This is a genomic window from Stenotrophomonas sp. TD3 (assembly GCF_001939825.1).
Lineage (GTDB): Bacteria > Pseudomonadota > Gammaproteobacteria > Xanthomonadales > Xanthomonadaceae > Stenotrophomonas.
In genome coordinates, this window is the sequence record NZ_MOYM01000001.1 from 137,994 (window position 1) to 158,216 (window position 20,223).

The following is a 20,223-nucleotide window of genomic DNA, read 5'->3' on the forward strand; positions in this document are numbered from 1 at the left end:
GCTTCACGTTCCAGTCACAAAACCCTTCAGTTCCCTCCGGCGATGCCGATAGGGGGACAGAAGCCGGTCGCGCAGGAGCGCGCAGGACCGGCCCGACCGTTACCATCCCCGGAGATACCCCTCGATGAAGTCCCTGCTTGCGTTCGTTTCGGCCGCTGTCCTGGCCACCACCGCCGCCTCCGCTTTCGCCCAGTCGGCCGACATGATCCCGCCGGAAATGGCACCGCGTTCGGTCGGCAAGGACGGCATGGTCTGTGGCAAGGTCGAAAAGGCCCGCTACGCAGAAGGTTCCGAAGGTCAGCCGACCTTCCTGTACATGGGCGGCGCTTTCCCGCGCCACACCTTCTCGGCCCGCATCGCCGGTGAGAACCGCGGCAAGTTCTCCTTCCCGCTGGAAACCCTGGAAGGCAAGACCGTCTGCGTGATCGGCAAGATCCAGCGCGACGCTTCGCGTGCGGAAATCGAAGTCAGCTCGCCGTCGGCACTGAAGCTGGCCAACATCAAGTAATCCGCTGTTCGTCGAGCCACGCCGGACCTGGTGCCGGCGTGGTTCCTGCTGCAACCGGGCCCGATGCCCGGGCGCGTCTGCCTTAGGAGCCTGCAACGCCCATGCCGTGGATCAACAACCTGAAACTGATGCCGAAGCTGATGCTGACCTTCGGCGTCATCCTGCTGGTGATGCTGCTGCAGGGCATCGTCGCCTATCGTGGCCTGCATTCGCTGAACAACGTCACCACCGAGCTGGCCGGTTCGCGCATGGAGAGCATCCGCATGGCCGGCGAGATGCGCGGCATGCTGGGCGAATACCGCAATGCCGCCTACCAGCAGTTGATCCGCGCCAGCGACGACGTCAAGTCCGATGCGCGCAAGCAGGCTGTCGAGCTGCGCGAGAGCATGGACAAGTCGATCAAGGGCTATCCGGCACTGGTCGACAACCCGCAGCAGAAGAAGCTGTTCGACACCTTCGCCAAGGAATGGAAGGACGCCCTGGCCTCCTATGACAGCGTCACCGAGATGCTGGAACTGGACCTGCCGGACGACGCCATCGATACCTTCGTCGGCGAAACCCGCACCAAGCACCGCAAGGCCGCCTCGGCGCTGGAAGCGCTGATCGCCGAAGACAACCGCCTCGCCCGCGCCTCGCGCGAAGAGGCCGAATCCACCTACTCCGCCTCGGCCGTGCTGACCGTGATCGCCCTGCTGGGCGGCGCCGCACTCGGCCTGGTGCTGGTGTGGCTGTTTGCCCGCGCCCTGGTCGGCAGCGTGCGCGGCGCCGTCTCGGTTGCCAACGAAGTGGCCGGCGGCAAGCTCGATGGCCACATCGACGTCAGCCGCCAGGACGAAGTGGGCGAACTGATGCAGGCGATGCAGCGCATGCAGCGCGACCTGCGCGAGCGCACCGAAACCGACCAGGCCATCGCCCGCGAGAACCTGCGCATCCGTACCGCACTGGATTACAGCTCGACCGGCGTGTACCTGACCGACACCAGCAACACCATCGTCTACAGCAACCGCGCCCTGCAGCAGACCCTGAGCCAGTACCAGGACGACGTGCGACGCGACCTGCCGGACTTCGATGCGCAGGCCTCGCTGATCGGCAAGCCGGTCACCGTGCTTGAACACCGCGGCGAGATGGACCAGACCCTGCTGGGCAACCTGAAGGCACACGGCGTCGCCCGTCGCCCGATGCAGTACGGCGATGCCCAGTTCGCCCAGGTGGTCTCGACCATCCGCAATGAAGGCGGCGACACCGTCGGCTACGTGGTGGAATGGCGTGACCGCACCCAGGAAGCGCAGGTCGAAGCCGAAGTGGCCCGCGTGATCGCCCAGGCTGCGGCCGGCGACCTGTCCGGCCGCATCGACGCCAGCGACAAGGAAGGCTTCTTCCTGCAGTTGGCCCAGCAGATCAACGGCCTGCTGGACGCCAACGCCGGCAGCATCGAACAGATCTCCGGCCTGCTCGCCGCGCTGTCGCAGGGTGACCTGACCGTGCGCATGCACGGCGACTACCAGGGCGTGTTCGCCCGCATGCGCGACGATGCCAACGCCACCGCCGCGCAGCTGAGCGAGATCGTCACCCGCATCAAGCAGTCCAGCCGCGCGATCAGTTCGGCCGCCGGCGAGATCGCCTCCGGCAACAGCGACCTGTCGCGCCGCACCGAGCAGCAGGCCGCCAACCTGGAAGAAACCGCTGCCTCGATGGAGGAACTGACCTCCACCGTGCGCCAGAACGCCGAGCATGCCCGCCAGGCCAACCAGCTCGCCATCGGCGCGCATGGCGTCGCCTCGCAGGGCGGCGAGGTGGTCGGCCAGGTGGTCACCACCATGTCGGCCATCGAAGCCTCGTCGAAGAAGATCGCCGAGATCATCTCCGTCATCGACGGCATCGCCTTCCAGACCAACATCCTGGCGCTGAACGCCGCGGTGGAAGCCGCCCGTGCCGGTGAACAGGGCCGTGGCTTTGCCGTGGTCGCCAGTGAAGTGCGCACCCTCGCCCAGCGCTCGGCCGCCGCCGCCAAGGAGATCAAGGGCCTGATCGACGACTCCGTCGGCAAGGTCAACGACGGCTCGGCGCTGGTGCACAAGGCCGGCGCCACCATGGGCGAGATCGTGGCCTCGGTGCAGCGCGTGACCGACATCATGGCCGAGATTTCCGCCGCCTCGCAGGAACAGTCGGCCGGCATCGAGCAGGTCAACCAGACCGTGGTGCAGATGGACGAAACCACCCAGCAGAACGCCGCGCTGGTGGAAGAAGCCACCGCCGCCGCACGCGCAATGGAAGAACAGGCCGGTCACCTCAGCGAGGCCGTGTCGATCTTCGTGGTGGACGAAGCCGAGACCGTGGTTGCCCCGCGCATCGCCGCTGCCCCGGCCCCGCGTGCTGCCGCACCGGCCGCACCGGCCCCGGTCGCCCCGCCGGCCCGCCGCACCGCCGGTGGTCGCCCGATGGCCACCGAACTGGCCGACGGGGACTGGCAGGAGTTCTGATGCCTGCCTGACCTGACGTACGAGAACGCCCTGGCCCTGCGCCGGGGCGTTTTCGTTTACGGGGTATCTGGATATCCAGCCAACGGCGATGCCCCTCGGGGTGGGTCGGTTGAAAAGCTGGGCTGCTGAGGATTGGCCGGGAGGGTGGGCTGCGCAGGGGCCGCTGCAAGTACGTCCATGTAAGCTCGGTCGCCGCATCCATGCGGCTCACGCCCCTGCGCAATCCACCCTCCCGGCCACGGACACTTCCCGTGCGCACCCACCCCGGATTGAAGAAAGAAGAGCAAGAGCAACAGCCGCACCGCGTCCGGGGTCAGATCCGTTTTCCGCAGGAAAACGGATCTGACCCCTCTTTCCGCCTGGAAACACAACGCTCTTGCCGTCCGACACCGGAATATCGAATGGGCCGGGCCAGGGTGGGTTGGCGGGGGTGTCCGCGGCATGGATGCCGCGGCCAAGCCCCCAGGGACGGGTTTACGGCGTCCCCCGCCAACCCACCCTGGCCCGGCCCTCCTCGCAACCCGTGACCGCCGACCAAGCGCCGTTGCTGTTGCTGTTGCTCCAAAAGCCTGCCGCAGGCAGCGCCGCAGCCGCCGCTGCAAGGAAACCTGAATACGTTCGGACACCGCAGCTCAATCCCCCGCCCGCGCGGCCGATAACGGGGTTGTCACCGCTTGTCCCGCTGTGACCGGCACGGCGCCGCCCGCCCGCTTCGACCTGGTCCTGCTCGATGAATCTCCTGCATCGCTGGCAACACTACTTCAGCAATCTCTCCGTCCGGCGCAAGCTCAACCTGCTGACGCTGCTCATCGCGCTCGGCGTGATCGCGCTCTCGGTGATCGCCGCCCGCATGCAGTACCTGGACCTGACCGAGACCCGCAAGACCGCGCTGAAGACCCAGGTCGAACTGAGCTACGGCATCCTGCAGCACTACCACCGCCTGGCCGGTACCGGCGAGCTCAGCGAAGAGGCCGCCAAGAGCGCCGCGCTGCAGGCGCTGGAGGTCATGCGCGCCGAGAACGATACCTACTACTTCAACATCTACGACACCGGCTACCGCCTGCTGATGCACCCGTTCCGCAAGGACCTGGTCGGCAAGGACATGAAGGACTTCCGCACCGACGACGGCGTGCGGATCTACTACGACCAGGTCGAAGCGGCCCGCGCCGGCGGCGGCTTCGTCAACTACCGCTGGGCCAAGCCAGGCAGCAAGGGCGACGTCGAGAAGGTCGCCTATGCCGGCCTGTTCGCGCCCTGGAACTGGGTGGTCAGCAGCGGCGTCTACATGGACGACGTGCAGAAGCAGGCGCTGGTGTTCACTGCCATCATGGCCGTCTCCGGTGGCGTGCTGGTACTGATCGTGCTGGCCCTGAGCTGGATCATCGGCAACCGCATCGCCGTACCGCTGAAGCAGGCCACCGCCGTGGCCGAAGGCATCGCCGGCGGCAAGCTGGACAGCCACATCGGCCCGCAGCCGCATGACGAAACCGGCCGCCTGCTGGACGCCATGGCCGGCATGCAGCAGCAGCTGCATGCGGTCATCTCGGGCCAGCGCGAAATGGCGCGCCGCCACGACGGTGGCGAACTGAGCTACCGCATCGACGCCAGCGCCTTCCCCGGCGAGTACGGGTTGATGGTGCAGGAAACCAACGCCCTGGTCGGCGGCCACGTGCAGACCCTGCACGACGTGCTGGATGTCGTGCAGCAGTATGCCGTCGGCGATCTCAGCCGCGACATCGCGCGCTACCCGGGCGAGAAGGCCGCGATGACCACCACCGTCGACACGGTCAAGGCCAACCTCGGCCGCATCAACGCCGAGATCAAGCAGCTGGCCAGCGCCGCCGCGGCCGGCGACTTCAGCCGCCGTGGCGATGCGCAGCGCTTCGATCACGATTTCCGCCTGATGCTGGAAAACCTCAACGCGATGATGGCGGTCAGCGATGACAACCTCGGCAAGCTCTCGCAGCTGCTGTCGGCCATCGCCGAAGGTGACCTGACCGCACGCATGCACGGCGACTACCAGGGCGTATTCGCACGCATGCGCGACGATGCCAACACCACCGTCGCGCAGCTGACCCAGATCGTCGGCCAGATCCAGGCCAGCGCTTCCAGCATCACGCTGGCCGCCGGCGAGATCGCCTCCGGCAACAGCGACCTGTCGCGCCGTACCGAGCAGCAGGCCGCCAATCTGGAGGAAACCGCCGCTTCGATGGAGGAACTGACCTCCACCGTGCGCCAGAACGCCGAGCATGCCCGCCAGGCCAACCAGCTCGCCATCGGCGCGCATGGCGTCGCCTCGCAGGGCGGCGATGTGGTGGGCCAGGTGGTCACCACCATGTCGGCCATCGAAGCTTCGTCGAAGAAGATCGCCGAGATCATCTCGGTCATCGACGGCATCGCCTTCCAGACCAACATCCTGGCGCTGAACGCCGCGGTGGAAGCGGCGCGTGCCGGTGAACAGGGCCGCGGTTTCGCCGTGGTCGCCAGCGAAGTGCGCACCCTCGCCCAGCGTTCGGCCGCCGCCGCCAAGGAGATCAAGGGCCTGATCGACGACTCGGTCGGCAAGGTCGCCGAAGGCTCCAGCCTGGTCCACCAGGCCGGCAGTACCATGGGCGAGATCGTCGCCTCGGTGCAGCGCGTGACCGACATCATGGCCGAGATCTCTGCGGCCTCGCAGGAACAGTCGGCGGGCATCGAGCAGGTCAACCAGACCGTGGTGCAGATGGACGAAACCACCCAGCAGAACGCCGCGCTGGTGGAAGAAGCCACCGCTGCGGCACGTGCGATGGAAGAACAGGCCGGCCAGCTGGCCGACGCCGTGGCGATCTTCCGCCTCGACAACCAGGTGTCCGCCGCAGTGAAGGCCGTGGCCGCGCGTGTCGAGCCGGCCCGTGTCACCACCGTGGCACGCCCGCAGCCGACCAGCACGCCCGCTCCAGTCCGCCGCAGCAGCAACGCCAGCACCTTCGTCGCCAGCGACAGCGACTGGCAGGAATTCTGAGACCCACCCGCGGCGGCTGCGGCCGCCGCCTCTGCCGATGGACACGTCCCCCGTGCAAAGTCCTACTCCCATCGTTACCGGCCCGCGCGAATTCGAGTTCGCCGACCGTGATTTCCGCCGCGTCTGCGACCTGATCTACCAGCGCGTGGGCATTGCCCTCGCGCCAGCAAAGCGCGACATGGTCTATGGCCGCCTGTCGCGCCGCCTGCGCACGCTGGGCATGCGCAGCTTCCAGCAGTACCTGGACCATCTGGAGCAGGAAGACGGTGACGAGTGGCAGGCGTTCACCAACGCCCTGACCACCAACCTGACCTCCTTCTTCCGCGAACCGCACCACTTCGACAAGCTGCGCGAGGAGCTGCAGCAGCGCTCCAGCCGCACGCCGCTGCTGCTGTGGTCGTGCGCGGCATCCACCGGCGAAGAGCCCTACTCGATGGCGATCACTGCCTGCGAGGCCTTCGGCACGCTGAAGCCTCCGGTGCGCATCATCGCCACCGACGTCGACACCCAGGTGCTGGCCACCGCCGGCCGCGGCGTCTACAACATCGATCGCGTCACCAGCCTCGATCCAGACCTGCGCCGCCGCTACTTCCAGCGCGGCAGCGGCCCCAACGAAGGCCAGTGCCGCGTGTTGCCGGCGCTGCGCGAGCTGATCGAGTTCCGCCCGCTGAACCTGCTCGCCCCGCGCTACGACGTCGGCGGCCCGTTCGACGCGCTGTTCTGCCGCAACGTGATGATCTACTTCGACAAGCCGACCCAGCGCGCCATCCTCGGTCGCCTGGTGCAGCACCTGGCTGACGACGGCCTGCTGTATACCGGCCACTCGGAGAACTACCTGCACGCCGCCGACCTGATCCAGCCCTGCGGCCGCACCCTGTACCGCCGTGCGGCAAAGGCCGGCGCATGAATGCCTCGCTGCGTACCGACGATGTGATGCGCTACCAGGATGCGCGTTTCCAGACGATCGCCGCCAAGCTGCTGCCGACCCAGTACCTGGTGGTCGATGACACCACTGCGCTGACCACCACGCTGGGCTCCTGCGTGGCGGCCTGCCTGCGCGACCCGGTGCTGAAGATCGGCGGCATGAACCATTTCCTGCTGCCCGAGGGCAACGCCGGTGACGGCGCGCCTGCGCGCTATGGCAGCTATGCGATGGAACTGCTGATCAACGACATGCTCAAGCGCGGCGCACATCGCAAGCGCATCGAGGCCAAGGTGTTCGGTGGTGCCAACGTGCTGAAGGGCTTCACCAGCAATCCGGTCGGCACCCGCAACGCCGAATTCGTGCGCCAGTACCTGCAGGCCGAGCACATCCCGATCATTGCCGAGGACCTGTGCGGCATCCATCCGCGCAAGATCTGGTTCTTCGCCGATACCGGCCGCGTGGTGGTGCAGCGCCTACCGCATGCCCATGAGGCCGAAGTGGCCGCGACCGAATCGGCGGTGCGTGCGCGCCTGTCCAAGGCCCCGGTCACCGGCGGCGTGGAGCTGTTCGAATGACCCTGACCGGCAACGCCCCCTGCCGGGTCCTGATCGTCGACGACTCCGCCGTCGTGCGCCAGATGCTTACCGAGATCCTGTCCAGCGATCCGTCCATCGACGTGGTCGGCACCGCCGCCGACCCGCTGCTGGCGCGCGAGAAGATCAAGCGCCTGGCCCCGGACGTGATCACCCTGGACGTGGAAATGCCGCGCATGGACGGGCTGGCCTTCCTGGAAAACCTGATGCGCCTGCACCCGCTGCCGGTGGTGATGATCTCCTCGCTGACCGAACGCGGCGCCGACACCACGCTGCAGGCGCTGGCGTTGGGTGCGGTGGATTTCGTGTCCAAGCCAAAGCTGGACGTGGCGCGCGGCCTGCAGGCCTACGCCGACGAGATCATCGCCAAGGTCAAGATGGCGGCACGCTCGCGCGTCCGCCCGCTGGTGCGTGCCGCCGCACCGAAACTCCTGCTGGACGCCGCGCCTGCGATGCGCCCCGCCGCGCCGCAGTTCCGCACCACCGACCGCCTGATCGCGATCGGCTCGTCGGCCGGCGGCACCGAAGCGTTGCGCGTGGTGCTGGAAGGCATGCCGGCCGACGCGCCCGCCGTGGTGATGACCCAGCACCTGCCGGCCAGCTTCAGCAGTGCCTTCGCCGAGCGCCTGGACCGCCACTCGGCCATGGCCGTGCGCGAGGCCAGCGACGGCGAAGCCGTACTGCCCGGCCACGCCTACCTGCCGCCGGGCGGCAAGCACCTGCGGATCATCCGCGACGGTGCGCGCTGGCGCTGCCGTGTCGATGATGGTCCGGCAGTGAACCGGCACAAGCCAGCGGTCGACGTGCTGTTCCGCTCGGTCGCGCAGAACGCCGGCGGCAATGCCATCGGCGCCATCCTCACCGGCATGGGCGACGACGGCGCGCGTGGCCTGCTGGAGATGCGCCAAGCCGGCGCACCGACACTGGTGCAGGACGAGGCCACCAGCGTGGTCTGGGGCATGCCCGGTGCCGCGTTCAAGCTCGGCGCGGCCGAGGAACAGGTGCCGCTGGAACGGATTGCCGAGCGGCTGCTGGCATTGGCGCGCGGTTGATGGGACCTCTGTAGAGCCGAGCCCACGCTCGGCTCCGTATCCGGCTGGACACATCCAAGAGAAGTGAAATTCACTTGTTGGATCCGGCAGTACTATCGGCCATTCGTGCCTCAACGGGACTGCTTGCACACTCCCGTTCCCTCCCCTCCCCGCGTGTTGAAGCTCCCTCCCAGGAGCTTCCTCTTGCCCCTCCTCGCCCGTCACGATACGGGTGCCAGCTTTCCCGTAGTGCACGGGAGCAGTTACCTCTGCAACCGCGCCATGTGGGCAATGCAGATCCAGCCGCTATCACATCGAATGCTGAAAGCAGGCTTGATCCTGCCGCGGCCCAATCGCGCCAACCGAGATGCCCGCAAGGCCGAGGCCTTGGAGCACAGCTGCGGCCAGTCGTATAGTCAGACGTCGCAGCGCAATGGAACGCCGATGAACGATACGCCACAAAGCCTCGTGCCACCTGATCGCAAGGAAGGAGCATCGGGATGCAGCCAGCATGAAATGCGCAATCTGTCGCATTTGCCCCGAGATGCCCTTCATGGCACCGTCGTCTACGGCGTAATCCGCTATTCCGCTGTTCACCGAGCAAGGCGACCCCGTCGGCAGTTTCACGCGCAGAGAACCATGCTCCGTAGTAACGCTGTACCGACGCACACGCGTGTTACCTCCACCAGCGACATGGACCGCTCATGCTGAAACCCGTCCCCAGCCTTGCTCATGTTGCGTTGATCGCCTTGATCACACTGGCCGTTCCGGGCTGCAACAAGGAACGCTCGTTCCCGGTCTATCGCGAGAATCCTGCGCCCAAGGATGCGCTGCCGATTGTGATTCGGGTCCACGATGCACCCGTGGATGTCCCCGTTCCTTCGGTCTTCGTCACGTATGAGATAGACCCACTCTGTCTCCCTCCGGTCAACAATTGGGAGGGGGTGCAGTACGAGCCGAATCAGCATACGGTTGAGGTCCCAGCGCGACGCATCAGTTCTACAGAGTTCAGCAGCAACGTATTCAAGGACGGAATGGAAGTTGCTGACTACTACGACCGTGGGCCATGCACTTGGACGCCAGCCCTGATAAAGGCGTCTTTCACCTTCGTGGTAGGCGAACGCAGGATCAACGCGGCAACCTCGGCTCTGATCAAAGAGATCGAAGTTGAAGAAGGCTCAACTACGTATGTGGAAAAAGCCTTGACCCCCAGGATTTCTGAACAAACCCCAGAGTGGGCATGGACATTGTCCCGGACTTTGTTCGAAGGGCTCCCGCTGACCGATCGCCAAAACTACTTCCCAATAGAGATAGGACGAGGGATTGATGGAGAGGCCCCATGAACCCGATCGCAAGCGCCGCCATTTCGGACCACGTTTACAGGCCATTCCGCAAAGTCAATCCAAATGAGCCAGAGCGAGCCATCATCGCCGGGGTCGAGTACGAAATTCTCGCCCGCGGGGATTCCTCTACCGGATACCAAGGCGCCATCTACCTCAACCTGGAAACCAACGAAGTCATCGTCGCCCACCGCGGCACCGAATTTGATCGTCAGCCCATGCTGGATGGCGGCATCGATGCTGCGATGGTCACCGCCAGAGTCAACGCGCAACTCGGCGACGCCCTCGCGCTGACAAAGCAAGCCATCACATTGGCTGATGAAAGGGGATCCGGGTCTGTACACGTCACCGGCCACTCCCTCGGCGGCGCGCTCGCGCAGATCACTGCACACCACTACAACCTCCCCGGCGACGCATTCAATCCTTACGGTGCTGCCGGGCTGGCGTATCGCCTTCCTGAGGGCCAGCCGGCCAATGCGGCGCCCTTCACCAACCATGTGATGGCAGGCGACCTGGTCAGTGCGGGTGGCCCTCATTACGGCAAGGTCGAGATGTATGCGCTGCCCAGGGAACTGGAGGTTCTGCGCAACGCCGAGCAGGGCCAACGCATCGCCTCGCTCGGAACACTGGGGATGAAGAGTGGCCATGCCATGTCCGCCGCCGTGGCGGTCCAGCTGGGTGACTCCCACCGATTGGTTCATTTCCTTGATCGCATGACCGACAAGGGCCCGGTACAGTCTGTACTGGACAACCCCATGGCCCGGATCACAGACCCTGAAGACCTGCGTCGGATTGCCGACTACCGCAGTGATGTTCATCAGCTGCGCGCGGGAGCGACTGTGCTGGTCGGCGGTGGGCCTGGCCTGCTGCGCGACGGGGTCAATTACCTGCGCGGCATTGAGGAAGCCGGTGCATATGCCCGCCACGAAGCTGAAGCGGAGCACCGCACCCAGAATGCGCTCAAGCCTGGGGAGCAACTGATCCAGCATGCAACCGACAAGGGCTCGCCCTCTCTCCGCAATCCCGCTTTCTCTCCCAGGAATCCTTTGCAGGAGAGCATTGAATCAACCCTGGACAAGGCAGGCCTGGATCCCAGGAAGGAAGGCCATCCAGACCATGCGCTATACCAGCAGATTCGCGAGGGTGTATCCGCCATGGATGCCAGGCACGGGCGCAGCTTCGATGAAACCAGTGAGCGGATGACGGCCAGCCTGCTTGCGGCGGCCAGGAGCAGCGGCCTGGAACGCGTCGATCATGTGGTCCTGGGCAATCCACCCAGCGATGGCTCGGGCCCTCGCATGTTCGTTGTGCAGGGAGCGCTCGCCAATCCGGCACACCTGCGGTCGTCGGTCGCGATCAGCGAGGCAATCAGTACACCCGTAGAGCAGTCGCTCGCCAAGGCCGAACAGATATCGCAGGCACAGCAGGTTGCCCAGCAGGACCACACCCAGGAGCAGACCCGGACGGCGATGCGCATGGGCTAGGCCACCTGGCCCGGCGCACACAAAAAACCCCCGGCTTTCACCGGGGGTTCTTCGTTTCAACGGGATGCCGGCCAGCGGCCGGCACTACCCTCAGGCAGCGACCGTCTTGGCCACGTCCTGGTATTCCTCGATCTGGTCGAAGTTCATGTAGCGGTAGATCTCCGCGCCGCTGGCGGCGATCACGCCCACATCGGCCATGTACTCTTCCTTGGTCGGGATGCGGCCCAGACGCGAGCAGATCGCAGCCAGTTCGGCCGAACCCAGGTACACGTTGGTGTTGCGGCCCAGACGGTTCGGGAAGTTGCGGGTCGAGGTCGACATCGCGGTGGAGCCTTCGCGGATCTGCGCCTGGTTGCCCATGCACAGCGAGCAGCCCGGCATTTCCATGCGTGCACCGGTGGCGCCGAAGGTGCCGTACACGCCTTCCTTGGTCAGCTCCGAGGCATCCATCTTGGTCGGCGGGGCCACCCACAGGCGGGTCGGCAGGTCGCGCTTGCCTTCCAGCAGCTTCGCAGCGGCACGGAAGTGACCGATGTTGGTCATGCACGAACCGATGAACACTTCGTCGATCTTGGCGCCGGCGACTTCGGACAGGGTCTTCACGTCGTCCGGGTCGTTCGGGCAGGCCACGATCGGCTCGTGGATGTCGGCCAGGTCGATCTCGATGACGGCGGCGTACTCGGCGTCGGCATCCGGCTCCAGCAGCTCCGGGTTGGCCAGCCACGCTTCCATCTTCTCGATACGGCGCTGCAGCGAACGCGGATCCTGGTAACCCTCGGCAATCATCCACTTCAGCAGGGTGATGTTGCTGTTGAGGTACTCGATGATCGGCTCCTTGTTCAGGCGCACCGAGCAACCGGCCGCCGAACGCTCGGCCGAGGCGTCGGACAGTTCGAACGCCTGTTCGACCTTCAGTTCCGGCAGGCCTTCGATTTCCAGGATGCGGCCGGAGAAGATGTTCTTCTTGCCAGCCTTGGCCACGGTCAGCAGGCCCGACTTGATCGCGTACAGCGGGATCGCGTTGACCAGGTCACGCAGGGTCACGCCCGGCTGCATCTTGCCCTTGAAGCGCACCAGCACCGACTCCGGCATGTCCAGCGGCATCACGCCGGTGGCAGCGGCGAAGGCGACCAGGCCCGAACCGGCCGGGAACGAAATGCCCACCGGGAAACGGGTGTGCGAGTCACCGCCGGTACCGACGGTGTCCGGCAGCAGCATGCGGTTGAGCCAGCTGTGGATCACGCCGTCGCCCGGACGCAGCGAGACGCCGCCACGGGTGGAGATGAACTCCGGCAGGGTGTGGTGGGTCTTCACGTCCACCGGCTTCGGGTAGGCGGCGGTGTGGCAGAACGACTGCATCACCAGGTCGGCCGAGAAGCCCAGGCAGGCCAGGTCCTTCAGCTCGTCACGGGTCATCGGGCCGGTGGTGTCCTGCGAGCCGACCGAGGTCATCTTCGGTTCGCAGTAGGTGCCCGGGCGCATGCCCTGGCCTTCCGGCAGGCCACAGGCGCGGCCGACCATCTTCTGCGCCAGCGAGAAGCCCTTGCCGGTGTCGACCGGCTGCACCGGCAGGCGGAACAGGTCGGTCGGGGCCAGGCCCAGTGCTTCGCGCGCCTTGCCGGTCAGGCCACGGCCGATGATCAGCGGAATGCGGCCACCGGCACGCACTTCGTCGAACAGCACTTCGGACTTGACCTGGAACTCGGCGATCACTTCACCGTTCTTCAGTGCCTTGCCTTCGTACGGACGCAGCTCGACCACATCGCCGTGCTCCATCTTCGACACGTCCAGCTCGATCGGCAGTGCGCCGGCATCTTCCATGGTGTTGTAGAAGATCGGGGCGATCTTCGAACCCAGGCAGACGCCACCGGCGCGCTTGTTCGGGATGAACGGAATGTCATCACCGGTCCACCACAGCACGCTGTTGGTGGCCGACTTGCGCGAGGAACCGGTGCCGACCACGTCGCCGACGTAGGCAACCAGGTGACCCTTGTCCTTCAGCGAGAGGATCTGCTGGATCGGGCCGCGCTTGCCGTCTTCTTCCGGGGTGAACGGCGCGTCGTCGCGCTTGTTCTTCAGCATCGCCAGGGCGTGCATCGGGATGTCCGGGCGGGTGGTCGCGTCCGGCGCCGGCGACAGGTCGTCGGTGTTGGTTTCGCCCGGCACCTTGAACACGGTGACGGTCAGGCTCTGCGGCACTTCCGGGTTGCTGGTGAACCACTCGGCGTCGGCCCAGCTCTGCAGCACGGCCTGAGCGTTGGCGTTGCCCGCCTTGGCCTTTTCCTGCACATCGTGGAAGGCATCGAACACCAGCAGGGTCTTCTTCAGACCGTTGGCGGCAATGGTGCCAACGCTGGCGTCGTCCAGCAGCTGCACCAGCGGAGCGACGTTGTAGCCGCCGAGCATGGTGCCCAGCAGTTCGGTGGCGCGCTCACGGCTGATCAGCGGGTTCTGCTCGCTGCCCAGGGCGATCGCCGCCAGGTACGAGGCCTTGACCTTGGCTGCGTCATCGACGCCGGCCGGCACGCGGTGGGTCAGCAGGTCGAGCAGGAACTCGGCCTCGCCCTGCGGCGGGTTCTTCAGCAGTTCGATGACATCGGCCGTCTGCTGCGCGCTCAGCGGCAGCGGCGGGATGCCAAGCGCAGCGCGCTCGGCGACGTGGTGGCGGTAGGCTTCCAACATGACAACTCCCGGGTAATGCGTAGGTTGAAAAAAAGTGGGCTCAGGCTTGCGGCACGATCAGCTTCAGGCCCTTGAAGTAGTCGCGGTAAAACGTGTCGTTCCAGGTGATCAGGCCGTCGCACTGCAACAGTGCGTGGGCGCCGACCATGAATTCGTCCAGGCTGCGGCGACTGCCGCTGCGCTGGCGGTGGCGGCGGTGCATCTCGCCGGCGCGCAACGCCGACTTGGCTTCCATCGGGTTGAAGTGCACGCCCATTTCTTCCAGCGCTTCGAGCACCTCGGCGCCGCCGCGCAGCGATGCGCAGACCTCGGCCAGGGTCGCGCCGCAGACCACTACGCGGCCACCGACCAGGCTCTGCCGGAGGATGGCTTCCACGGCATCGGCCTGCGGACCATTGCTGAGCAGCTCGACCAGCACCGGTGAATCGACGGCGATCATCACGGCTTATTCCTCGTCACGCACCGCGCGTACCGCCGCGTCGGACGATTCGAAGCCGTCCAGCGCGAACTTGCCGCGCGCCCGTGAAATGGCATCGTCAACACTCTTGCGCAGGATGATGCGGCTGCCGTCCAGCTCGACCTTCAGCAGCGTGCCCTTGGTCAGGCCGAGGGCATCACGCACCGCCTTGGGCAGGGTGATCTGTCCGCGTTCTGCAACAGTGGCTTCCATCAGCAGGCCCTCCAGAGTATGCACAAATTATACATACTTCCCCGGGCATACTTCCACCCTGAACAGGACCGGAAACCCGCCAGCCCTTGCCTCGCAAAGGATCGGCCACAAACGTGACATACGCCATACACCTTCCCCTGTAGTCTGGAACCGATGCCGCAGGCCGGAACCCGGCCCGGATGAATCCATTCAGTCTGGGGTTCATACTGGGACCACCGGGGCCGCCAGGCCCGCGGCGACCGCAAGCAGGCCCGTCAACGCACGGGCCAGAGCAAGCCATCCGCAAGAAGGAGTTACCCCGCATGAGCGATTCGTTCTCCACCCGCAGCCAGCTGAACGTCGGCGGCAAGACCTACGACTACTTCAGCCTGCCCACGCTGGGCCAGCGCTTCGATATCTCCCACCTGCCCTACTCGATGAAGATCCTGCTGGAGAACCTGCTCCGGCACGAGGATGGCGGCATCACCGTCGGCAAGGACCACATCGAAGCCGTGGCCCGCTGGAACCCGGCAGCCGAGCCGGACACCGAGATCGCCTTCATGCCGGCGCGCGTGGTCCTGCAGGACTTCACCGGCGTGCCCTGCGTGGTCGACCTGGCCGCGATGCGCGACGCCGTGGTCAAGCTCGGCGGTTCGCCGGAGCAGATCAATCCGCAGATTCCCTCCGAACTGGTCATCGACCACTCGGTGCAGGTCGATGTGTTCGGCAAGCCGGACGCGCTGGACCTCAACGGCAAGATCGAATTCCAGCGCAACCAGGAACGTTACGGCTTCCTGCGCTGGGGCCAGAAGGCCTTCGACAACTTCAAGGTGGTGCCGCCGAACACCGGCATCGTCCACCAGGTGAACCTGGAGAACCTGGCCCGCGTGGTGATGACCGCGGACAAGGACGGCAAGGCCGTTGCCTACCCCGATACCGTGTTCGGTACCGACAGCCACACCACCATGATCAACGGCATCGGCGTGCTCGGCTGGGGCGTGGGTGGCATCGAAGCGGAGGCGGCCATGCTCGGCCAGCCGTCCTCGATGCTGATCCCGCAGGTGGTGGGCTTCAAGCTGACCGGCAAGCTGCCCGAGGGTGCCACCGCCACCGACCTGGTGCTGACCGTCACCCAGATGCTGCGCAAGCTGGGCGTGGTCGGCAAGTTCGTCGAGTTCTACGGTGACGGCCTGCAGCACCTGCCGCTGGCCGACCGTGCCACCATCGGCAACATGGCCCCGGAGTACGGCGCCACCTGCGGCATCTTCCCGATCGACGCCGAGTCGCTGAACTACCTGCGCCTGTCCGGCCGCAGCGAAGAGCAGATCGATCTGGTCGAAGCCTATGCCAAGGCACAGGGCCTGTGGCACGAACCGGGCAGCCCGCACGCCCAGTACAGCACCACGCTGGAACTGGACATGGGCACGGTGAAGCCGTCGCTGGCTGGCCCGAAGCGCCCGCAGGACCGCGTGCTGCTGGAAGACGTGCAGAAGAACTACCGCGAAGCGCTGGTCGGCATGACCGCCAACCGTGACAAGCGCAGCGACGACGTCTCCTCGTTCGTCAATGAAGGTGGCGGTGCCGCGGTCGGCAACGAGCAGCTGGCCAAGGGCTTTGCCGATATCGAGATCGAGAACCGCAAGGTGCGCCTGAAGGACGGCGCGGTGGTCATCGCTGCCATCACCTCGTGCACCAACACCTCCAACCCGGCGGTGATGATCGGCGCCGGCCTGCTGGCCCGCAACGCGGCCGCCAAGGGCCTGAACCGCCAGCCGTGGGTCAAGACCTCGCTCGGCCCGGGCTCGCGCGTGGTCACCGACTATCTGGAAAAGGCCGGCGTACTGAAGGAACTGGAGAAGATCGGCTTCTACGTTGTCGGCTACGGCTGCACCACCTGCATCGGCAACTCCGGCCCGCTGCCGACCGAAGTCAGCGCCGGCATCGCCACCGGCGACCTGGTCGTCACCTCGGTGCTGTCGGGCAACCGCAACTTCGAGGGCCGCGTGCACCCAGAAGTGAAGATGAACTACCTGGCCAGCCCGCCGCTGGTGGTGGCCTACGCCATCGCTGGCACCACCGACATCGACCTGACCACCCAGCCGCTGGGCACCGGCAGCGATGGCCAGCCGGTGTTCCTGCGCGACATCTGGCCGAGCAACAAGGAAATCGGCGATGTCATCGCGGCCACCATCGGCCCGGAGATGTTCAAGCAGAACTACGCCGACGTGTTCAAGGGTGATACCCGCTGGAACACCATCGCCTCGCCGGACGGCAACCTGTACGAGTGGAGCGATGCCTCCACCTACATCAAGAACCCGCCGTACTTCGATGGCATGACCATGCAGACCGGCAGCATCGACGACGTACACGGCGCACGCGTGATGGGCCTGTTCGGCGATTCGATCACCACCGACCACATCTCCCCGGCCGGCAACATCAAGAAGGACTCGCCGGCAGGCCGCTTCCTGCAGGAGCGCGGCGTGCAGCCGGCCGACTTCAACAGCTACGGCAGCCGCCGCGGCAACGATGACGTCATGGTCCGCGGCACCTTCGCCAACATCCGCATCAAGAACCTGATGTTCGGTGGCGAGGAAGGTGGCAACACCCTGTACTACCCGGCCGGCGGTGGCCAGCCGGAGAAACTGGCGATCTACGATGCGGCCATGAAGTACAAGGCCGACAAGGTGCCGCTGGTGGTGCTGGCTGGCAAGGAGTACGGCACCGGCTCGTCGCGTGACTGGGCGGCCAAGGGCACCCTGCTGCTGGGGGTGAAGGCCGTCATCGCCGAGAGCTTCGAGCGCATCCACCGCTCCAACCTGGTCGGCATGGGCGTGCTGCCGCTGCAGTTCCGCAACGGCGAGAACGCACAGAGCCTGGGCCTGGACGGTTCGGAAACGATCGACATCACCGGCCTGCAGGACGGTGCCAGCAAGCGTGCCACGGTCACCGCGACCAAAGCCGATGGCACGAAGAAGACCTTCGAGGTGTCGGTGATGCTGCTGACCCCGAAGGAAGTCGAGTACTTCCGCCACGGCGGCCTGCTGCAGTACGTGCTGCGCCAGCTGGCCAGCAAGTAACGCTTCACCTGTGGAGCCGGGCCTGCGCTCGGCACTGCGGGAAGAAGGGCCGGATCCTCGCGGATCCGGCCCTTCTCGTCTACACATGGGCCTGCTCGCATCAGGTCACACGTCGACCGTTCCGATCACGGTCGCACACCAAACAGGTGCCACGACGTCTTCACTGGAGGGCCACTGGCATCCAGCGACCAAAGACCTTCCTCCCACTCAAGATGCCCATCCGGCGCATCCTCGTTGAACACCGTCACCGACATCTCACCTGCAGGGTGCGGCGTTTCTTCTACGCGATAGCACACCGCACCGGTGTTTCCCTGGTAAACGTTTGAGAAGAATCCCGGCGGGCAGCGCACATCCAGTACCCGGTAACCGCTGTTCTCCTCACTGGCATAGACATTGGTGTGGATCGAATAGGTCACCAGCCCACCAGGATGTGATGCCAGTTGCAGGCTCAGTTCTGCCGTTTCACCCAGCGCGATCACTGGAAAGTTCGATTGCACCATCGCGTCCGGCACTGCATGGGCACTCATCGAAAGCGAGATCATCAACGCGCAGCTCAGGATTCGAGCCATTGTTCAACTCCGGAAAAGGATCGTTGAACGATGATTGCCGCGAACGGTGCTACGTGTCTTTCAGAGTGCTACGAAATTGAGTGTGGCCCGGCATCTCCAACTGGCCAGCAGGCAACGCTTCACCCTGGGTAGAGTCGACTACTGGTCGGCCACCCAACAAAAGGGCCGGATCCTCACGGATCCGGCCCTTCCTGTTTCTCCGCAGCCAGGCATGGCCTGGCTCTACTACGTCACCGACGGCATCGGGATAGATGCCAGGTGCCCGATCACCGGCGCGGCGCGTCCGGGTCGGTGCGCAGCGCCTTCAGCAGGCCCCACATGTAGAACGCCAGGGTGAAGGAGAACGGCAGGCCGCACAGCACCACCGCCGTCTGCATCGCGCTGAAGTTGCCGGCCAGCAGCAGGCCGACGCTGGCCACGGTGATGCCGGCCGCCCAGAACACGCGCAGCCAGATCGGCGCGTCATGGCCATCCTCCACGCCATCGTCAACGCGACGGGTGCACAGGTTGGCGATCATCAACGTGCCCGAGTCGACCGGGGTCAGGAACAACACGAAGCCGATCACCACTGCGGCGCCGGCCACGTAGGGCGCGGCGGGCAGGTACTCCAGCAGCTTGAACAGCGTCATCGCCGCATCGTGCTGGGCCACGTCACCCAGGATCGCCTGGCCGTGATTGAGCACCAGGTCGATGGCGGTGTTGCCGAAGATCGACAGCCACGCCAGGGTGAAGCCGAGCGGGATCAGCAGCACGCCCATGATCACTTCGCGGATGGTGCGGCCACGCGAGATGCGCGCCACGAAAAGACCGACGAACGGCGCCCAGGCGATCCACCAGGCCCAGTAGAACAGCGTCCACGAGCCCATCCACTCACGGCCCTTCGGGTCGTTGAGGTACATGTCGAAGCTCTTGCGCACGAACGCGCCGAGGTAATCGCCAGTGTTCTGGATCAGGCCGTCGAACAGGTGCAGGGTCGGGCCGGTGACCAGCACGAACAGCAGCAGGCCACACAACAGGCGCACATTGAGGTTGGACAGCCAGGCAATGCCCTTTTCCACACCGGCGACCACGCCGATGGTGGCCACCACCATCATCACCAGCACGATCGCCACCAGCACCTGCGGCGTATCCGGGATGTGGAACAGGTAGACCAGGCCGGACTGCACAACCAGCGCGCCGATGCCGAGGTTGGTCACCATCGAGATCAGCGTGGCCAGGATGCCGAAGCCATCCACCATGTCGCCGATGCGGCCGTGGATGCGCTCACCGAAGATCGGGTACAGCGCCGAGCGCAGCGCCAGCGGCAGGTCGCGGCGGTAGGCGAAGTAGCCCAGGGCCACGCCGACCAGCGCGTACAGCGCCCAGCCGTGCAGGCCCCAGTGCAGGAAGGTCAGCACCATCGCTTCGCGGCCGGCGGCCACGGTCCCGCCGGGCTGCCCGGGCGGATTGAGGAAGTGATCCAGCGGCTCGTAGGCGCCGTAGTACAGCAGCGCGATGCCGATGCCGGCCGAGAACAGCATCGAGACCCAGGCGACGTAGCCGAAGGCCGGTGATTCCTCGTTGTGGCCCAGGCGGATGCGGCCATACGGCGAGAACGCCAGCCACAGCACGAAGCCCAGGCACAGCACGATCAGCAGCATGTACCACCAGCCGAACGCGGCCGACACCTCGGCCTGCGCCCATTGCAGCCAGTGCTCGCTGCCTTCGGGATAGAGAACGGTGAGCAGCCCGAGGATGCCGATCGACACCGAGGAGCTGAAGAAGACAAAACGGTTCAAGCGCAGGGGCGAACGCTTGGGATGAGCCAGGGAAGACATGGGGTCGTCTCATCAAGTCCGAGGGAGCACATGGGCGGGGCCGGACCGGTAAACCGGGCCCATGGCG

Annotated in this window: 14 protein-coding genes; 9 read left to right on the plus strand and 5 right to left on the minus strand. The window is 65.7% G+C overall.

Annotated elements, in window-relative coordinates; all coding sequences use genetic code 11:
* Positions 1-124: 124 nt before the first annotated feature.
* The 8 genes from BKE09_RS00635 to BKE09_RS00670 all read left to right on the plus strand — a co-directional run bounded on the left by BKE09_RS00635 (position 125) and on the right by BKE09_RS00670 (position 11,362).
* Positions 125-508: a hypothetical protein gene (locus BKE09_RS00635; RefSeq protein WP_075674549.1), complete on the plus strand. Its 384-nt coding sequence runs from the start codon at positions 125-127 to the stop codon at positions 506-508.
* 101 nt (positions 509-609) lie between these two features.
* Positions 610-2,988, plus strand: a complete 2,379-nt coding sequence (locus tag BKE09_RS00640; RefSeq protein ID WP_075674550.1) for a methyl-accepting chemotaxis protein — start codon at positions 610-612, stop codon at positions 2,986-2,988.
* A gap of 730 nt (positions 2,989-3,718) precedes the next feature.
* Positions 3,719-5,989, plus strand: coding sequence for a methyl-accepting chemotaxis protein (locus tag BKE09_RS00645; protein WP_075674551.1), 2,271 nt, complete (start codon positions 3,719-3,721; stop codon positions 5,987-5,989).
* A gap of 37 nt (positions 5,990-6,026) precedes the next feature.
* Complete coding sequence (locus BKE09_RS00650; protein WP_014037084.1) at positions 6,027-6,896, plus strand: CheR family methyltransferase; 870 nt, start codon at positions 6,027-6,029, stop codon at positions 6,894-6,896.
* Positions 6,893-7,489, plus strand: a complete 597-nt coding sequence (cheD, locus tag BKE09_RS00655; RefSeq protein ID WP_014037083.1) for a chemoreceptor glutamine deamidase CheD — start codon at positions 6,893-6,895, stop codon at positions 7,487-7,489. Before BKE09_RS00650 ends, cheD begins: the two co-directional genes overlap by 4 nt.
* Positions 7,486-8,559, plus strand: a complete 1,074-nt coding sequence (locus BKE09_RS00660; RefSeq protein WP_101765397.1) for a chemotaxis response regulator protein-glutamate methylesterase — start codon at positions 7,486-7,488, stop codon at positions 8,557-8,559. The genes cheD and BKE09_RS00660 overlap by 4 nt, the downstream gene beginning before the upstream one ends.
* Positions 8,560-9,242: 683 nt before the next feature.
* Complete coding sequence (locus BKE09_RS00665; protein WP_075674552.1) at positions 9,243-9,881, plus strand: hypothetical protein; 639 nt, start codon at positions 9,243-9,245, stop codon at positions 9,879-9,881.
* Positions 9,878-11,362 carry an XVIPCD domain-containing protein gene (locus tag BKE09_RS00670; protein ID WP_075674553.1) on the plus strand — a complete coding sequence of 495 codons (1,485 nt, stop codon included), beginning with the start codon at positions 9,878-9,880 and terminating at the stop codon, positions 11,360-11,362. The genes BKE09_RS00665 and BKE09_RS00670 overlap by 4 nt, the downstream gene beginning before the upstream one ends.
* Before the next feature lie 90 nt (positions 11,363-11,452).
* Here the strand turns inward: BKE09_RS00670 and acnB are convergent, their stop codons facing one another.
* The 3 genes from acnB to BKE09_RS00685 are packed head-to-tail and all read right to left on the minus strand — an operon-like array spanning position 11,453 to position 14,714.
* Positions 11,453-14,044 (minus strand): bifunctional aconitate hydratase 2/2-methylisocitrate dehydratase, encoded by a 2,592-nt coding sequence (gene acnB, locus BKE09_RS00675; protein ID WP_075674554.1) that lies wholly within the window; start codon positions 14,042-14,044, stop codon positions 11,453-11,455.
* A 40-nt stretch (positions 14,045-14,084) separates the two neighbouring features.
* On the minus strand, positions 14,085-14,483 hold the full coding sequence (locus BKE09_RS00680) for a type II toxin-antitoxin system VapC family toxin (RefSeq protein WP_008267153.1): 399 nt from the start codon (positions 14,481-14,483) through the stop codon (positions 14,085-14,087).
* 6 nt (positions 14,484-14,489) lie between these two features.
* Positions 14,490-14,714: an AbrB/MazE/SpoVT family DNA-binding domain-containing protein gene (locus BKE09_RS00685; RefSeq protein ID WP_005409505.1), complete on the minus strand. Its 225-nt coding sequence runs from the start codon at positions 14,712-14,714 to the stop codon at positions 14,490-14,492.
* A 302-nt stretch (positions 14,715-15,016) separates the two neighbouring features.
* On the opposite strand from BKE09_RS00685, the gene acnA reads away from it, so the two are divergent.
* On the plus strand, positions 15,017-17,770 hold the full coding sequence (gene acnA, locus BKE09_RS00690) for an aconitate hydratase AcnA (RefSeq protein ID WP_075674555.1): 2,754 nt from the start codon (positions 15,017-15,019) through the stop codon (positions 17,768-17,770).
* 125 nt (positions 17,771-17,895) lie between these two features.
* On the opposite strand, the gene BKE09_RS00695 is transcribed toward acnA, so the two are convergent.
* Both BKE09_RS00695 and BKE09_RS00700 read right to left on the minus strand, forming a co-directional pair.
* Positions 17,896-18,339 (minus strand): hypothetical protein, encoded by a 444-nt coding sequence (locus BKE09_RS00695; protein ID WP_075674556.1) that lies wholly within the window; start codon positions 18,337-18,339, stop codon positions 17,896-17,898.
* A gap of 266 nt (positions 18,340-18,605) precedes the next feature.
* Positions 18,606-20,156: a BCCT family transporter gene (locus tag BKE09_RS00700; RefSeq protein WP_014037077.1), complete on the minus strand. Its 1,551-nt coding sequence runs from the start codon at positions 20,154-20,156 to the stop codon at positions 18,606-18,608.
* Positions 20,157-20,223: the final 67 nt, after the last annotated feature.

Excerpts from the sequence above, each read along its gene's own strand:
- cheD (WP_014037083.1), top strand. The coding sequence starts at position 6,893 with ATGAATGCCTCGCTGCGTACCGACGATGTGATGCGCTACCAGGATGCG.
- BKE09_RS00700 (WP_014037077.1), bottom strand. The coding sequence starts at position 20,156 with ATGTCTTCCCTGGCTCATCCCAAGCGTTCGCCCCTGCGCTTGAACCGT.
- acnA (WP_075674555.1), top strand. The coding sequence starts at position 15,017 with ATGAGCGATTCGTTCTCCACCCGCAGCCAGCTGAACGTCGGCGGCAAG.
- BKE09_RS00670 (WP_075674553.1), top strand. The coding sequence starts at position 9,878 with ATGAACCCGATCGCAAGCGCCGCCATTTCGGACCACGTTTACAGGCCA.
- BKE09_RS00635 (WP_075674549.1), top strand. The coding sequence starts at position 125 with ATGAAGTCCCTGCTTGCGTTCGTTTCGGCCGCTGTCCTGGCCACCACC.
- BKE09_RS00685 (WP_005409505.1), bottom strand. The coding sequence starts at position 14,714 with ATGGAAGCCACTGTTGCAGAACGCGGACAGATCACCCTGCCCAAGGCG.
- BKE09_RS00660 (WP_101765397.1), top strand. The coding sequence starts at position 7,486 with ATGACCCTGACCGGCAACGCCCCCTGCCGGGTCCTGATCGTCGACGAC.
- acnB (WP_075674554.1), bottom strand. The coding sequence starts at position 14,044 with ATGTTGGAAGCCTACCGCCACCACGTCGCCGAGCGCGCTGCGCTTGGC.
- BKE09_RS00640 (WP_075674550.1), top strand. The coding sequence starts at position 610 with ATGCCGTGGATCAACAACCTGAAACTGATGCCGAAGCTGATGCTGACC.
- BKE09_RS00650 (WP_014037084.1), top strand. The coding sequence starts at position 6,027 with ATGGACACGTCCCCCGTGCAAAGTCCTACTCCCATCGTTACCGGCCCG.
- BKE09_RS00665 (WP_075674552.1), top strand. The coding sequence starts at position 9,243 with ATGCTGAAACCCGTCCCCAGCCTTGCTCATGTTGCGTTGATCGCCTTG.
- BKE09_RS00645 (WP_075674551.1), top strand. The coding sequence starts at position 3,719 with ATGAATCTCCTGCATCGCTGGCAACACTACTTCAGCAATCTCTCCGTC.
- BKE09_RS00680 (WP_008267153.1), bottom strand. The coding sequence starts at position 14,483 with ATGATCGCCGTCGATTCACCGGTGCTGGTCGAGCTGCTCAGCAATGGT.
- BKE09_RS00695 (WP_075674556.1), bottom strand. The coding sequence starts at position 18,339 with ATGGCTCGAATCCTGAGCTGCGCGTTGATGATCTCGCTTTCGATGAGT.